This is a genomic window from Arthrobacter sp. B10-11, from assembly GCF_033142195.1.
In the GTDB taxonomy this organism is placed as follows: domain Bacteria; phylum Actinomycetota; class Actinomycetes; order Actinomycetales; family Micrococcaceae; genus Arthrobacter; species Arthrobacter oryzae_C.
This window is the reverse complement of sequence record NZ_JAWMTH010000002.1, coordinates 701,124-716,437: the sequence shown is the minus strand read 5'-3', so window position 1 is coordinate 716,437 and position 15,314 is coordinate 701,124. Positions and strand designations below refer to the sequence as shown.

General features: G+C 65.1%; 14 protein-coding genes. 7 read left to right on the top strand and 7 right to left on the bottom strand.

Features of this window, described 5'->3' with window-relative positions; translation table 11 throughout:
• Positions 1–22: 22 nt before the first annotated feature.
• From RW112_RS08950 to RW112_RS08935, 4 genes are all read left to right on the top strand, one after another.
• Positions 23–1,141, top strand: a complete 1,119-nt coding sequence (locus tag RW112_RS08950) for an FAD-dependent oxidoreductase (protein WP_317781600.1) — start codon at positions 23–25, stop codon at positions 1,139–1,141.
• A gap of 67 nt (positions 1,142–1,208) precedes the next feature.
• On the top strand, positions 1,209–1,727 hold the full coding sequence (locus RW112_RS08945; RefSeq protein WP_317781401.1) for a hypothetical protein: 519 nt from the start codon (positions 1,209–1,211) through the stop codon (positions 1,725–1,727).
• A gap of 149 nt (positions 1,728–1,876) precedes the next feature.
• Positions 1,877–2,530, top strand: a complete 654-nt coding sequence (locus tag RW112_RS08940; protein WP_317781400.1) for a DedA family protein — start codon at positions 1,877–1,879, stop codon at positions 2,528–2,530.
• Positions 2,531–2,543: 13 nt separating this feature from the next.
• The gene (locus RW112_RS08935; RefSeq protein WP_317781399.1) at positions 2,544–3,491 is read left to right on the top strand and encodes a ribokinase; all 948 of its coding nucleotides are present in this window, start codon (positions 2,544–2,546) and stop codon (positions 3,489–3,491) included.
• Positions 3,492–3,518: 27 nt separating this feature from the next.
• Here the strand turns inward: RW112_RS08935 and RW112_RS08930 are convergent, their stop codons facing one another.
• From RW112_RS08930 to RW112_RS08905, 6 genes are all read right to left on the bottom strand, one after another.
• Positions 3,519–3,839, bottom strand: coding sequence for a hypothetical protein (locus RW112_RS08930; protein WP_317781398.1), 321 nt, complete (start codon positions 3,837–3,839; stop codon positions 3,519–3,521).
• Between the two features lie 55 nt (positions 3,840–3,894).
• Positions 3,895–5,289 carry an MFS transporter gene (locus RW112_RS08925; protein WP_317781397.1) on the bottom strand — a complete coding sequence of 465 codons (1,395 nt, stop codon included), beginning with the start codon at positions 5,287–5,289 and terminating at the stop codon, positions 3,895–3,897.
• Positions 5,290–5,506: 217 nt separating this feature from the next.
• Entirely contained in the window at positions 5,507–5,887 is a 381-nt protein-coding gene (locus tag RW112_RS08920; RefSeq protein ID WP_317781396.1) for a universal stress protein, read from the bottom strand.
• 40 nt (positions 5,888–5,927) lie between these two features.
• Positions 5,928–7,898 carry a tripartite tricarboxylate transporter permease gene (locus RW112_RS08915; RefSeq protein ID WP_317781395.1) on the bottom strand — a complete coding sequence of 657 codons (1,971 nt, stop codon included), beginning with the start codon at positions 7,896–7,898 and terminating at the stop codon, positions 5,928–5,930.
• Between the two features lie 8 nt (positions 7,899–7,906).
• Positions 7,907–9,139, bottom strand: a complete 1,233-nt coding sequence (locus RW112_RS08910; RefSeq protein ID WP_317781394.1) for a tripartite tricarboxylate transporter substrate-binding protein — start codon at positions 9,137–9,139, stop codon at positions 7,907–7,909.
• An 80-nt stretch (positions 9,140–9,219) separates the two neighbouring features.
• Positions 9,220–10,299, bottom strand: coding sequence for a PrpF domain-containing protein (locus RW112_RS08905; protein ID WP_317781393.1), 1,080 nt, complete (start codon positions 10,297–10,299; stop codon positions 9,220–9,222).
• A gap of 275 nt (positions 10,300–10,574) precedes the next feature.
• On the opposite strand from RW112_RS08905, the gene RW112_RS08900 reads away from it, so the two are divergent.
• Positions 10,575–11,489, top strand: a complete 915-nt coding sequence (locus RW112_RS08900; RefSeq protein ID WP_305943029.1) for a LysR family transcriptional regulator — start codon at positions 10,575–10,577, stop codon at positions 11,487–11,489.
• Positions 11,490–11,521: 32 nt separating this feature from the next.
• Positions 11,522–12,700 (top strand): MFS transporter, encoded by a 1,179-nt coding sequence (locus RW112_RS08895; RefSeq protein ID WP_317781392.1) that lies wholly within the window; start codon positions 11,522–11,524, stop codon positions 12,698–12,700.
• Positions 12,701–12,764: 64 nt separating this feature from the next.
• Here RW112_RS08895 and RW112_RS08890 read toward each other — a convergent pair whose 3' ends face one another.
• Positions 12,765–13,787 (bottom strand): LacI family DNA-binding transcriptional regulator, encoded by a 1,023-nt coding sequence (locus RW112_RS08890; protein WP_317781391.1) that lies wholly within the window; start codon positions 13,785–13,787, stop codon positions 12,765–12,767.
• A gap of 203 nt (positions 13,788–13,990) precedes the next feature.
• Between RW112_RS08890 and RW112_RS08885 the strand changes: the two genes are divergently transcribed.
• On the top strand, positions 13,991–15,301 hold the full coding sequence (locus tag RW112_RS08885; RefSeq protein WP_317781390.1) for an ABC transporter substrate-binding protein: 1,311 nt from the start codon (positions 13,991–13,993) through the stop codon (positions 15,299–15,301).
• The last annotated feature ends 13 nt before the right edge of the window (positions 15,302–15,314 follow it).

Genomic DNA, 15,314 nt, shown 5'->3' with positions numbered 1-15,314 from the left:
GACTGGGTTGGGTGGAGCTGTGGTGGATGTTGATGTCGTTGTAATCGGCGGAGGGGCGATGGGCTCCGCTGCTGCCTGGCAGCTTGCCCGTCGCGGGCACTCGGTCAGGCTCCTGGAACAGTTCGAACCGGGCCACCACATCGGCGCCTCGCATGGTGCCACCCGCAATTTCAACATGGCCTACGCCGAGGCCGATTACCTGGACCTGGTCACCGAAGCCAAGGACCTCTGGGACGAGCTTGCCGGCGAAACGGGCACGCAGCTGCTGGACCTCGTGGGGCTGGTGAACCATGGCAACGTCGGCAGGCTGCGGGACGTCCGTGCGTCGCATGCGGAGCGCGGCATCGACAGTTACTTCCTTCCGGCCCCTGAAGCTGCGGACCGCTGGCGAGGCATGAATTTCCGGGGCGAGGTCCTGGTGGTTCCCGGCTCGGGGCGGGTCCGCGCCGCCGATGCGCTGCTGGCGCTGCGCCGGGCCGCAGAGGCGCACGGCGCCCGTTTTGAATATTCGACGCCGGTCCGGGACATCCGCGTCGTCGGCGACGACCACGCCGTCGTCGTGACTGACTCCGGCGAGATCAGCGCGCGCCGCGTGGTGGTCACCGCCGGTGCGTGGACCACCAAACTGGTGGGGAACCTGGTCCGGCTCCCGGGACTCGTGGTGACGCAGGAGCAGCCCGCGCACTTCACGCCGCTGGATGACTCGCTGACCTGGCCCAGCTTCAACCACAACCCCGATCCCGGCGATCCCCGCGACGCGTACTGGTACAGCCCCGTCTACGGAATGCTCACTCCGGGCGAGGGCATCAAAGCCGGGTGGCACGGCGTGGGACCGGTGACGGACCCTGACGCTCGCAGCTTTACTCCCGAGCCGGTCCAGCTGGAGGCGCTGGTGCGGTATGTCCGGGAGTGGCTGCCGGGAGTGGACGCGGCTTCAGCGGTTCCGATCAGCTGCACGTACACCAGCACGGCTACTGAGGACTTCGTGCTGGACCGCTTTGGCCCGGTGGTGGTGGGCGCCGGCTTCTCCGGCCACGGGTTCAAGTTCACGCCGGCGGTCGGCCGGGTGCTGGCAGACCTGGCCGACGGCGGCAGTGGACGCCCGCTTCGGCTCCCGGCACGCTTCGCGGCCAGCCGTTAGGCTGCCGCAAACCCCGCGCTGCCGTCCGGCGGGACGGATTGTCCCGGAGCGGGTAGCGTGGGATCACATGTGCAACGGTCGACTGGTTCTCTGCGTCCTCGCGGTGCTGTCCGTCGTCGCTGCCGGTTTCCTGGCCTTGGCGTTGCCAGCAAGCGCCGCGCCCTGCCCGGACAAAGAGCCTCCGGCCGCTTCCGGCCGCGTCTGCGATTCCGGCGGACCGCCTTCCCCTGCTCCCACAGCTCCGGCACCTGCCGGTCCCGTCCAGGGCGGGGCCGGCTCCGCCGAAACTCAGCCCATCGTCACTGACCCCGGCGTGGCCAACGTGCCGGCACAGGAAACCGTGTCCGGGGAGGGCACGGCTCCGGCTCCTTCGGCGTCAGCCGGAACGCCGTCGGCCGGCACCGTCACGCCTCCGGGAGTGGCGACGTTCCCGTCCCGCTCAGCCCGGACCCTGACGGCCGCACCGCCGGATTCCGGCGCGGCCGGGTCCGGTCCCATGGCCGGATACCTGGTTGCGATCGGGGGCGGAATGCTCCTGCTCTCCTCGGTCTTCGGTTTCATGCGGTTCCGCCCTGCTGCCCGGTGAGCTTTCAGCTCCCGTTCAGCCGGCTCGGATAGGCTGACGGCGCAAGGCCGTTGACTGCGGGCGCCATCCGGGGCTGGTGTTGACGGTGCGTCCGGCCAACGAGGGGTATGAACCGTGCCGCAAAAGCCCGAACTGAAGCGGGGCCAGCCATGATGCCCGCAAACACCGTGGACGAGCTCACCGGGATAGCCGGTTTCGCAGCGCGCGGCATTGATGCCCTGGGGGAGTGGGGCGTGGGGCTCTTCACCTTTGCGGAAACCATCATCCCGCCCATCCCCAGCGAGGTGATCCTGCCGCTGGCCGGCTTCCTCACCAAGCAAGGGACCATGAGCCTGGTCCTGGTGTTCATGACCAGCACGCTGGGCGCATATGCCGGCGCCCTGCTGCTGTACTGGCTGGGGGCCAGGCTGGGCCTGGAGCGGGCCATCCGCGGGCTCTCCAAGCTGCCGCTCATGGACCGGGAAGACTTCGAGAAGGCCGCGGACTGGTTCCAGCGCCACGGCAAGTCGGCCGTGTTCTTCGGCCGGTTCCTGCCGGGCGTGCGCAGCCTGATTTCGTTGCCCGCCGGTGCGGAGAAGATGAACCTGGCCACCTTCAGCGTCTTCACGATCGCCGGGAGCGGGCTGTGGAATGCCCTGCTGATCGGCCTGGGTGTCCTGCTCGGCGCGCAGTACCACCTCATTGAGGAGTACTCCAAGTACCTCAACTACGCCGTTTATGCCGCACTGGCCGTCGCGATTGCCTGGGTTTGTGTCCGGGCGTACCGGCGGCAGCGGGAGCGCGTAGGCCAGAACGAGCGTTAGGGAAGTGGCTGGGATGGGCACGGAAGCGCACGGCCGGATCGTCGTCGTCGGCTCCCTGAATGCGGACCTGACCATTTACTGCGAACGGCTCCCGCTGCCGGGTGAGACGGTCCACGGCACCGGGTTCGCTGTCAATCCTGGCGGCAAGAGCGCCAACCAGGCCGTGGCGGCCAGCCTGCTGGGCGGGGCCGTCAGCCTCATCGGTGCCGTGGGGGACGACTCCAACGGCGAGATGCTCCTGGCCTCGGCTGCCGGGGCCGGTGTTGACATCTCGCGCGTGCGCACCTCGGATTCCGCTGGCACGGGAGTGGCCGTCATCGCGGTGGACGAGCACGGCGAGAACCACATCATCATTTCCGCGGGCGCCAATGGAACCCTGTCACCCGCCGATGTCGCAGCGTCCGCGGACGCATTCGACGGCGCCGCCGTGGTCTGTCTCTGCCTCGAAGTCAGCCTCGATACCGTGGACGCCGCTGCCCGGATGGCGCACGACGCCGGCGCAACAGTCCTGCTGAACCTCTCGCCGTACGGCGAGGTCCCGCAGGCCCTTGCGGACCTGTGCGATGTCCTGCTGGTCAACACGCATGAGGCGTCGCTCTTTCTCGGTTCGGAAATTCATGATGCGGACGACGCCGGCTGGGACCGCATCCGGGATCGTTTCGCCGGACGCGGCCTGCAGCGGGTTCTGGTCACTTTGGGGGCGAACGGTTCGGTGGTTCTGGATTCGCTGGCCGACGGTGGGGACCGCGTGGTCCGGATTGCGCCGGTCAAAGTCCACGCCGTCGACACCACTGGTGCCGGTGACGCGTTCACAGGCGCCGTGGCCGCACGGCTTGCTGCGGGGGAGCCGCTGGCTGACGCCGCGGCGTTCGCCTCCGTGGCTGCGGCTCTCGCCACCACCCGCAAGGGCACGCAGGCCGCCTATGCCGGAGTGGCGGACGTGGAACGGATGCGGGGTTAGTTCTTCCGCCCGGGCGGAACCGCGGATCTACTGTGCGTCAGTGGGCGCTTCTGCGGCGTGCTTTCCATGGGGCGCAGGTTTGATGACAGGCATGGCCGCTGTATCGAAGAACTGGAAGTCCGCCGCCGGGACACGGATGGTTCCGGCGGCCTCCGCCTTGTCCCGGATGAAGTTGTGGTCCGCCCGGGAGAGTACGATCTGGCCGTGCGGGTCGCGCTCGATGTCCCCCTGCGCTTCCTCTTCGATCTTTGCCGACATGGCCCGGGGCAAAACCAGGCATCCCGGATTCTCCAGGAGCCACGTCCGGGTCTCGGAATCGAGGCGGTCCCATCTGTCTGTGAGGCTCATATGCTGCCGTCCTGTTGTGCCATTCTGGATAATTCCGTCCAGACTACGCCCAGCGTCAGTCGGATGATAAGACTTCCTGCCCTTCTGCCGCCCGTGCATAGGACGCCGAGACCCGGCGGTAGACCGGGGTGAGGAAGGCCAGCAAGGCCGCAATGATCATGATGATCCCGGCGATCAGGAACACCAGGGCGATGCCGCGGGACGTTCCCTCGCCCAGCAGCGGGGCCAGTTGGGCGGCGCCTTCGGCAGACCGTGCGTACGGAATGATCCAGACCTGGGCGATCGGCGCGATGAGGAACGCGGTGATCGGCGCTGCCGCGGACTCGAAGGCCATGGCGAATCCGAACACCCGGCCCTGCCGGGGGAGGGGTACTACCTGCTGGATGACCGTCTGCTCGGCGGCCTCCACGAAAGGTATCAGGACCAGGTACAGCCAGATGCCGGCGATGTACAGCCACGCCCACTCCCGCAGCGTGAACACCGATCCGAGGAGCCCCATGACGACCACTGCGATGAGCATGGTGCGCAGGGGGTTGGACCCGAGCCCGAACTTGCCGATCAGTGCGCCGCCCACGAGGAACCCGGTGGAGCCGACCGCGAAGACGGTGCCCCACACCTCCACGGGGAACATTTCCAGGCCGTACGGATCCATCAACGCCATGTAGACGCCGCCGATGAAGTTGTTGAATGTGGTGAACAGGATCAGGGCGAACAGTCCGGCGATGGCCAGGACGGCGGCGAGGGAGCCGCGCAGGTCGAACGCGCCGTGGGCGTCCGTGGCGGCCACCCGCACCTCCTCCGGAAGGCGGAGCGTGAGCAGGTGCGCGAAGGCCAGCCCCGAAAGCACGACGGCGACCAGAACCGTCCACCCCATGCCCAGGAGCCCCACCGACAGCCCGGAGAGCACGGAGGTGACGATGAAAGCCAGCCCCTGCACCATGCCGACCATGCCGTTGGCGTTGGCCCGCCGGTCCGGCTCGATAAGGATGGTGACTGTGGTGGAGAGGGCGACGTTGCGCATGTTCTCCACCACCGCGCCCACCAGGATGACGACGGCGAAGATCCAGAACCACGGAGTTGTCAGGTCCAGCATCCGGGCAGTGGGCGTCAGCAGGAACATGACCCCGGACAGCACGAACATCACCAGTGTGAAACCGGCGGCGAAGCGCATCACGGCCAGCTTGCGGTAACGGTCCACGAACGTGCCGAAGCTGATGCTGGAAAGGGCGATCAACAGCATGTAAGCACCTCCGATCACCCCGGTGGCGATCACGTTGCGCGTCTCCAGGTACACCCAGAACGTCAGGGCGAACCACAGGTAGCTGGTGGTGATGTTGGCGAGGGCGGTGTTCACCAGGATCCCGGCGAAGGTGCGGGACCTCTGCTCCGGACTGCGCAAGGAGGAGTCGACACCGTCAGGAGTGGCCAGCCGCGGTTCCTGCTCGGTCATGCGACCAAGTTTACTGACAAGGGACCGGTGCGGACACGGTCAGCGGGGATTTCGCAGGGGGAGTCATGGGAGGAGGCAGGGTGACCTCGGGGTCACCCTGCCTCCTTGTGCATGCTGCGCCGTCCCCGCGCCCGTCCGTCGGGCTACCTGTTGCGATGGAGTGCGGAAACTGCAGCACGCGGGCCGGACGGAAGGTCCGGCGGTCTGTGCCGGCGGTTCAGAGCTTGTCGGGCCGGACGGCGAGCACGGGGCACGTGGCGTCGAGGAGAATCCGCTGAACGGTGCTGCCGAGGATGAGCTTGCCCACCATGGATCGGTGCCGCAGGCCAATGACGATCATCTCAACGTTGCGGTCCTGTGCGATCTGGATGACGGCGTCGCCTGGATCTGCCAGGACGGACGCTTCCATGGTCAGCGTGAGCCCGGCCGCGGTCAGCTGGCTTTCCAGCTCCTGCAGTTCCTGTGTGTCCAGGTCGTGGTGGCCACGGCCGATGTTCACGATGAGAAGGTCCGACCTTCTCAGGTGGGCTTCCTTGATTCCTTCAGTCAGGGCCTCCCTGCCCTCGGGGGCGGGTGCGTAGGCTACGAGTATGGTCATGGGTTGTCCTCCAATGGCTTCGATGACGTGGCGTCGGTTTCTAGACGAGTGTGTTGAGCCAGCCCTGGGGCAGGTCGATCGGCAGCAGCGACGGGAGGGCCAGGAGTACCACGTAGAGCACGCCCGTGTAGATGACGGCGACTTTGAGCCGGGCCCGTGCGACGATCAGCAGGAAAGCCGGGATGAAGATCATGACTGCGACCAGGTAGCCGAGGACGGCTGTGAGCGCCAGGAAGCCTGTCATCCAGACGAAGGTTTTCAGCGCGAACTTTGCGTCCAGGGTCCAGCCCGCCTTGTCGGTCCTGGCGCGAAGACGTGTCCGGATCTCAATGAAGAGCAGGATGCCGGAGAAGACCAGCCCACTGATGCTCACCAGCTGGGGAACCAGCCTGGCTTCCGGAGAGAACCCCGCGGATGAGATCAGCGCCGCGGCGAAGGCCAGGGCGAAGATGCCTGACGCGGCGAGCGACCAGGTGGAATTCTTCAGCGGGGCCTCGTCATCCTCGGGCTGCTCGTCCCGGTGTCCGTCGTCGAGGTTGGTCTTGCGGCGGGCGCGGATGAACTTGATGAACGCCCAGATCATCGGCAGGACCAGGATTGCCAGGAAGACCAGCACGCCGGGGCGTGCCATCCAGTCGAATCCTTCGTACAGGCTGTCCGTGAGGAAGTAGTAGCGTTCCAGCGGGATGGCCAGGACGAAGCCGATCAGGAACGGCGCCCGGGGGAACCCGGTCGACTTCAGCAGCCAGCCGAAGACGCCGAGGATGACCATGATCCAGAGGTCGCCGAGCTGTCCGCCTTCCTGGAAGGAGCCCAGGAGCATGACGGCCACGAGGCCCGCCGCCAGGACCGCGAACGGGACCTTGGTCAGCTTGGCGAGCTGCTTGACGCTGAGGAAGCAGAACAGCGCGCCGAGGATCGAGGCGATCGCGAAGGACCAGACGATCAGGTACATCAGGTCAAGGTGTTCGGTGATGATGGAGGGCCCCGGCTGGATGCCGTAGGTCAGGAGCATTCCCAGCAGCATGGCTGAGGGAACACCGCCGGGGATGCCGAACAGCAGGGTGGGGATCAGGTCGCCGGCTTCCACGGAGTTGTTGGCGCTCTCGGGGCCCACGATGCCGCGTGGGTCGCCCTTGCCGAACTGCCGCTTGTCCTTGGCCGTCGCCACGGCCTGACCGTAGGCCAGCCAGGTTCCTGCGGTGGCGCCCACGCCCGGCAGGACGCCTGCCCAGATGCCGATGAGTGCTCCACGGATGACCTGCGTCCAGTGGCTGAGCCACTCCCGGATGCCTTGTCCCCAGCCGCCGCCGAGGGTGATGGTTTCCTTCTGCCCACGGCGCTGGCTGGCGCGCGACGCAATTTCGGCGAGGCCGAAGATCCCCAGGGCTACGGCTACCAACGACAGGCCGTCGCCAAGGAACAGGCTGCCGAAGGTGAAGCGCTCCTCCGCCGTGGTCGGTGACGTTCCGACCATGCCGAGGACAAGGCCAAGGAGGCCGGCCGAGACACCTTTGATGATGTTTCCCCGTGACAGGACAGCGGCAAGCGCTACACCGAGGACGGTCAGCATAAAGAGTTCGGGGCTGGCAAAGGACAGGACCAGGGGCCGGGCCAGCGGGATCGCCAGGGTCAGGCCGACGGCACCGATGATGCCGCCGGCCATGGAGGAAAGGAAGGCCAGTGTCAGGGCGCGGGCTGCCTGTCCCTTTTTCGCCATGGAATATCCGTCAAGCATGGTGACGCTGGCTGATGCCGAGCCCGGCGCCCCGAGCAGTACGGCGGAGACGGTATCTGAGGTGTGGACAACGGCAAGGGCGCCGATGAGGAGCGCCAAAGCCTGGGGCGGTTCCATGCCGAACGTGATGGGCAGGAGGATCGCGACGGCTCCTGTGCCGCCCAGTCCCGGGATGAGGCCCATGATCAGACCGGCCACGGTGCCGATCAGGAGCATGATGAGCAGGGAGGGGTCAGCGAGGGATGCCAGCGCTGCCATTGCGGAGTCAAGCATGATGGTCCTTATTCAACGTGGATGTTGTATTTGCTCGCGAGCAGGCCCGTGACATAGGACCGGACGGAGCTGCTGACGGTGTAGGCGTCCCGGACGCGGTCGGCCACGCCGGTATCCGCGACGAGGGGATATCCGCCGAGTACTTTGGAAGCTTTCTCCTGGAACCCGCGGTCCGTGCCGAGTTTCTCGCTGGACTGGCGCAGCAGCTCGTAGGCTTTCCCGGGTGTCTCCTCAGGAACCCACAGACCTTTTTGATATGTGTAGGTCAGTCCGAGCAGGGTCTTGTACGCCTCGAACTTTTCGCCTGCGGGCTTCTTCCCGTGCAGTGTTTCGTAGGCTTCTGCGACCGTGGGAACGTCGGGGAAGTTAGGATCGCGCACCACGTCCCCGGCGTCGTTCAGCTGGCCGAAGGACATCAGGACGACGGCTTTGCCCTCCTTGACGATGCCCGCGACGGCGGAGCCATAGGCCGACGTCGTCTGGTAATCCAGGTCGATTTCGCCCCGTTGCAGAGCGAGGTTGACCGGCCCCCGGCCTTCGAAACCGAAGGTGCTTGTGACGTCTGCTTCGAGCAGGTCGAAAGCTACCAGGGTGGTGATGTCCAGGCCTGTGGCGCTGATCCCGCCGAACTCCAGTGGCCGGTCCCGGTTGATCAGGTCCTGCACGCCGGCCACTCCGGCTTCGGCGCGGGCGTAGATGACGCCGCCGGTGCCGTTGACGACGACGGGCTTGAGGTCCTCGAAGGAGTACTTCACGGCCGAACGGCCCAGCACCCACGGCACCACTGTCGATGCCGTCCCGACGAGGATCTCCGTGCCGTCGGTCTTGGCGGACCGGGCGAACCGGTTGGTGCCCAGGATGCCTTCGCCGCCGGCTTCGTTCACGGGCGCAAACCCGGGACGGCCGGGGACGTAGTTTGTCAGTTCGGTCCCGATGAAGCGCGCCCAGGTATCCGTTCCGCCGCCGGACGCGAGGGGGATCAGGAACTCCAGGGTTTCTCCGCTAAAGTCCCCGTCCTCGGTGCTGGACGGCGGGTTCAACAGGCTTCCGCCCAGGACGGTGGTCGCAGTGCCCAGCAGCGCGAAGGCGCCGACGGCGGCAAGGATGGTGCGCCGGGAGTGCTTGGGCGGATCGGGCTGCTCCGTTGGTTCAGCCTGCCCGAATGCCTGCCCGAATGCCTGTCCCGTGGTGCTTTCAGGGGAGAGCCCGGGCGGCTCCAAGGATGACTTATTGCTCGTCATTGAGGAATCCTTTGGTTAGTGCCTTCCTCAATGCAACACCACTTCGGGTCAACGAGAGGAAGGCTATTTTTTGGTTCCGCTTACCAGGACTCTGGCAGCAGCAGTTCTGCGTCAGCGATGCGCCGGGAGCTTCGGATGGTTCCGACGACGGGGACGCCGTCGCGGGTCTCCGCCCATGTCTGGACGAGCCCGGCAGGGGTGCGCATGATCAGCCCGGATGAGCCGTCAGCTGTCAGGAGCTCCCGGACCACGGTGCCTTCGTGCTGTGCGGCCATCGTCAACGCGACGCTTCCTGTGATTGCCAGGGCGGGATGGAGCCTGCCCATGGAGAGCATCCTGACGTTGAGGTCTGCTTCATCCTCCGCGGTGGCTCTGCCAACCAGTGCCAGCTTCGGAATGGCCCGCTCAGCCTCAGCACGTGTCGCGGCAAGGCCCATGCGGACGGCTGCATCCCTGCGTACGTCGTCCAGGTGCACAAGCAGCGCAGCCTGGCCGTCAATCTCCGCGGCCGTTTCGTCTCCCCTGAGGCCAAGCGACTCGGCGTCCAGAATGATCAGCGGTGCACCCGCGTCAATGAGCGTAGCCGGAACTTCACGCCCGTCGAACGTCACCTTCTCCACCGGTTCCCCCGTGGGAAACAGCTTCCCGGTGGTCCTGCCTGCGGGATCCAGGAAGCCCATGCCGACGGACAGGCCGGGGAATGGAACGCCCGGAATGACCTGCGTGCCGGGATCCTGAAGTTTGCCGTCCGGGGTGGGAACCTTCTGCAGTATGAGCTGATCGGTGTTGGTGTTCAGTGTCCGGACCGAGGTGCTCTCACGGCCGGCATCCACCCAGCCCCGCTGAATGGCATACGGGGCGACCACGGCTGAGCAGTTGCCGCAGTTGCTGCCCCAGTCCACCCTTTGCTCATCGACGGCGACCTGCGCAAACGTGTAGTCGACGTCGGCCTCGGCGCTGAGGGAACGGGACAGGATGACTGCCTTGCTGGTGGTGGAGGTTCCGCCGCCTACACCGTCGATCTGGCGGTTGTCGGGGCTGCCGAACAGACGGAGGAGGACTTCGTCGACACTCTTGCCGGGGACCTGGAGGTTGTCCCACTCGAACACCCAGCATTTGCTGGTCCCGCCTCGCATCCACGCTGCTGGGATTCTAAACATGATTGCTTCCACACCTTCCTGGGCCCTTCATTGGGCCTTAACGCCATGCCGGCTGGTCTAAGTGTGATCCGCGGCTCATGTGAATTACAAACGCTAAATTATGCAGGAGTATGCACTTTTGCTTCAATCACTGCGCGGAGATCCGGCTAATTTTGCGTGCTTTGCCCTTACTCCCGTCTCCAAACCTCCGATGTCGCGCCGAATTACCGGTCCCGATGAAGCGTGGGAATAGGATTGTGAGGGGGGAATAAGAAACACTTCAAAGGAGGCGGGCTGTGCTGAACGTCCGAAGGCTCGAATTGTTGCTCGATGTGGTGGAACTGGGATCCATTACCGCTGTTGCTGAAAAGCATGTGTATTCGCCGTCGGGGGTGTCGCAGCAGCTGCGGCGGCTGGAAGCCGAAATCGGCCAGCCGCTTCTGCAGCGGCAGACGCGCGGCATGGTTCCCACCGATGCCGGGCATGTCCTCGCATCACACACCCGCCGTATTCTGCGGCAGATGGCTGCTGCCGAAGCGGACCTGGCGGAAATCGCGGGGCTCCACCGGGGCAGCCTCACCATGGGGACGTTTCCCACCCTGGGCGGGTCGTTCCTTCCTATCGTGATCAGCAGGTTCAAGAAGGAATATCCGGCGATAGAGCTGCACGTCCGCAGCAGCCGCTTTGAAGAACTGGTTGAAATGCTCGAAAACGGCCAGGTGGGGATGTCCCTGCTCTGGGACTACGAATGGAACCGGATCAATCCGGAAGACTTTGCCCTCACAACCGTTTTCGAAGACGCAACCGCACTCATCGTGGGCAAGGACCACCGCTTGGCACGCCGGAAGCAGGTGGACATGGCGGACCTGGCCTCGGAGGAATGGATCGTTCGCGGAGATCAGCATCCCGTCGTCGAAGTGCTGCAAAGGAGCGCAAGCGCCGTAGGGTTCACGCCCCGCATCGCTTTCCAGGCCAACGACTACCAGGAAGCGCAGGCCATGGTCAGTGTGGGCCTAGGCATAGCGCTGGCCCCCCGAACAGCGGTGGTCAACAAACACCCCGGCGTCAGCATCGTGTCCCTCGGCTCGACGGCGCCGTCCCGGCGGGTGCTCCTCGCGCACCGCCACGACAGAGTGCGCGCAGCCGCCGAAATAGCCTTCCAAACGACGCTCCTGGAGGTCGCCAAAGATACAACCGCGGACTTCCGGTGAGGGACGGCAGGCAGTCGCGACGCTGGTTATGGATGCTCATCGCATCCGCAGTGCTGTGCCAGATCGCCCTTAATCTGGCGCGGCCACTCATCTCCTACAAGGTGCTGGCCCTCGGCGGCGACTCCGTTGCGGTGGGCCTGACCTCGGCCTCGTTTGCGCTTCTTCCGGTCGCGATCGCCCTGTGGCTCGGGCGGATGTCGGACCGCCGTGCGTCGATGAAGGGAATCACCCTGGCCGGGACGCTTTTGCTCGCAGCCGGTCCGTTCCTGCTGTCCACCGCCCCGTCCCTCCTGCTAGTCGGCGTCGCCAGTGCAGTGCTGGGCATCGGGCACTTGTGCTTCACCATTGCCGGGCAGTCCGCTATCGCCAGGTTTGTCCCCCTCAGCCGCATGGACGCGGCCTTTGGCTGGTTCACCGCGGCATTCTCCCTGGGCCAGCTCGTTGGTCCGCTCCTGGCGGGCCTGGCCATGGGATCTGCAGGGAACGCGCCCGCGGACGCCCGGCTTATGGACGCCAACACGGCACTGCTGCTCGCCGGTGCAATCTCGATGCTGGCCATTCCGGTCGCCCTGGGGTCCTCGGTGAAGGATCGGGCACCCGCACGGGAGGCCGCGGACGCGCCGACGCCGCAGAAATCCCCCTCGAAATCCGTGGCCCACCTCCTGGGCATCCCTACGGTGAAGACCAACATGCTGGCCAGTCTTGCGCTGCTGGCCACGACCGACATCATTGTTGCGTTCCTCCCGCTGCTGGGAGAAGAGCGCGGGATCGCCCCTGTTGGAATTGGCGTCCTGCTGGCCATCCGGGCAGCTGCCTCGATTTCGTCCCGCTTACTCCTTCCCGTGATGCTGTCCCGCTGGAGCAGAACCGGGCTCATCACCGCCAGCCTTGCGGGCGCGGGGGCCACCTTGGCGATCCTGCCATGGGTGTTCTCGAATCCTTTGCCGGCTGCCGTCCTGTTGGCCATCGTGGGATTCTTCCTGGGGCTGGGGCAGCCGATCACGATGACCCTAATTACCCAGGCTGTTCCCCCCGAGTCACGGGGGGCAGCGCTGGCACTGCGCCTGCTTGGCAACCGGCTCGGGCAAGTTGCCTTGCCGATCAGTGCAGGACTGCTGGCCGCCCCGGCGGGGCCGGGCGGTGCCCTGTGGATGTCCGCGGCAGTGTTGTGCGCCGCGTCCATAAGATGGCCAAGGAAGCCCAAAGCCTGACGGCCCCCTCGTCGCAGTCCACTGCGACAGCGAGCTTTAGAGCACCTGAGGGGTGGTCGTTGGACTAGCGCGGGGGCCCGGATGTCTTGCGGATGACAAGCTTTGGCGGAACGAGGGTGGACACGGGTTCGCTGCGGCCCTCGATCCGTTCCACCAGGAGCCGGGTGGCAATGGAGCCCATCTCGATGCCCGACTGGTCCACGGTGGTGAGGGCGATCTGGGGGAGGGCAGCGGCCAGGGCGTTGTCGTAACCCACCACGGAGAAGTCCCCCGGGACCGGTATGCCGAGATCATAAAATCTGGCGAGCACGCCGAAAGCTGCCATGTCGGTGCCCGTGTGCACCGCTGTGGGAGGAGTGGCCCGTCCGAGCATCTGGTCCGCGGCCACTGCTCCGCCTTCCTGGCTCCATCTGGATTCCAGGAGGTCAACCTCATCTTCGAGGCCGTTGCGGACCATTGCTTCCACGTAGCCCTTGGCCCGGACGGACTGGGGCATGGTGCTTTCGTTTTTCTCCCTGCCAATGTGCAGGAGGTGGGTGATCCGCCGGTGGCCCAGTGACACCAGGTGGTCAACGATCAAGGCGCTGCCGGCAATGTCATCGCTGGCCACGGTGTCATAGTTCTGGCCCGGGCCGTGGCGGCCGAGAACCACGGTGGGAGTGCTGCGCCCGATTTTCTCCAGTTCCTCTTCGGTCCCGAAGGGGGCGATAAGCACAAGACCGTCCATCTTCCTGTCCATCATGGCCTCGATCATGCGCTGCTGTTGGTTCAGTCCCCTGTTGGCCTCCCCGATAAACACCTGGTAGCCCCGAAGCTCCGCCTCCGCCCGGATCCCTTCAATCAGCACCGAGACAAACGTGTTGGAGAGGTCAACCACAAAGACGCCGAGGGTGAAGCTGCTCCCGCGCATGCCGCGGGCGAGGGCTGATGGCCGGTATCCCAGGGCGTCCATGGAGGTTTCCACGCGCGTTTTCATAATCTCGCTGACCCCGTAGGCTCCCCGGAGGACCTTGGAGACTGCAGCACGGGACACCCCGGCGTGGAGCGCGACGTCACTGATGGTCGCCCTCTTGGTCTGTCCCGTCACAACGCCTCCCTCCTGAGTGGTCGTAGAAGAAATTGTAGACTGATCTACGAAAATCTCTTGCGTTTGAATGTGAGCTCCCTTACAGTGGAAAAAGTAGACCGATCTACACAACCATCTTCAAGAGACAGTATTTTTTCCTTTCGACTCATTTGAAACGTTCCACAGGACCGCCAAAGGGCCTGCGGCTTTACAAGGAGGTAAAGATGATCAGGACCCCACGGCGCTGGTCCGTCCTCGCCGGAAGTGTCACGGCGGCAGCACTGGTACTCACCGGATGCTCGGCCGGCGGAGGCGAGAGCAGTGATGCAAAGACCATCACCTGGCTGGTCGACAACACCGAGAACACCCTCACTTATGCGGAAAAACTCGCCGAAGACTTTCATGCGGCGAACCCGGACATCAAAGTAGAGATTGAAACCAGGCCGCAGGGCGGCGACGGCGACAACATCGTCAAGACCAAGCTTGCCACCGGCGACATGGCCGACGTTTTTTCCTACAACACCGGTTCGCTCTTCCAGCAGATCAATCCCGAACAGAACCTCGTACCGCTGACCAGCGAGCCGTTCATGGACAACGTCTCAGAGTCCTTCAAGCCCGTTGTGACCGCGGGAAGCGAAGCCTATGGCGTGCCGGTTGGAACCGGTTCGGCCGGAGCTGTCCTCTACAACAAGAAGGTCTACCAGGACCTGGGCCTGTCCGTTCCAAAGACCTGGGCTGAGTTCATGGAGAACAGCCGCAAGATCAAGGACGCCGGCGTTGCTCCAATCATCCAGACCTACCAGACCACCTGGACGTCCCAGCTGTTTGTCCTGGGTGATTTTGCCAATGTGGCTGCCGCCAATCCCGCTTTCGCAGAGGACTACACCGCGAACAAGGTCAAGTATTCGACCGACCCCGCGGCCATTAAGGGCTTCGAACACCAGGAGGAGGCCTTCAAGGCGGGGCTCTTCAACGAGGACTTCGCCTCCGCCACCTATGCGCAGGGCTTGGAGAAGCTGGTCAACGGCGAGGGTGCCCAGTACCCCATCCTGAGCTTCGCCCTCCCGGAGATCAAGGTGAGCTACCCGGACCAGCTCAATGATCTGGGGCTGTTCCCGCTCCCCGGTGATGATGCTTCGAAAAACCGCCTGACCGTCTGGCTGCCCGGAGGCGTCTACCTGCCCAAGTCGACGGAAAACGTTGAGGAAGCCAAGAAATTCCTGGCCTTCATCGCGAGCAAGGAAGGCTGCGCGTCCCAGACAGCGGCCGTCGGGGCCAACGGTCCGTACCTGGTGGAGGACTGCACACTCCCTGATGATGTCCCCGCCGCCGTGAAGGACATGCTGCCGTACTTCGAGGACGAATCCAAGAACAGCCCCGCGCTGGAATTCCTCTCCCCGGTCAAGGGCCCCGCCCTTGAACAGATCACCGTCGAGGTCGGCTCGGGAATCCGTTCGGCCAAGGACGGTGCCGCCCTCTACGACGAGGACGTCAAAAAGCAGGCGCAGCAGCTCAACCTGCCCGGCTGGAACTAAACCTCCTACACCA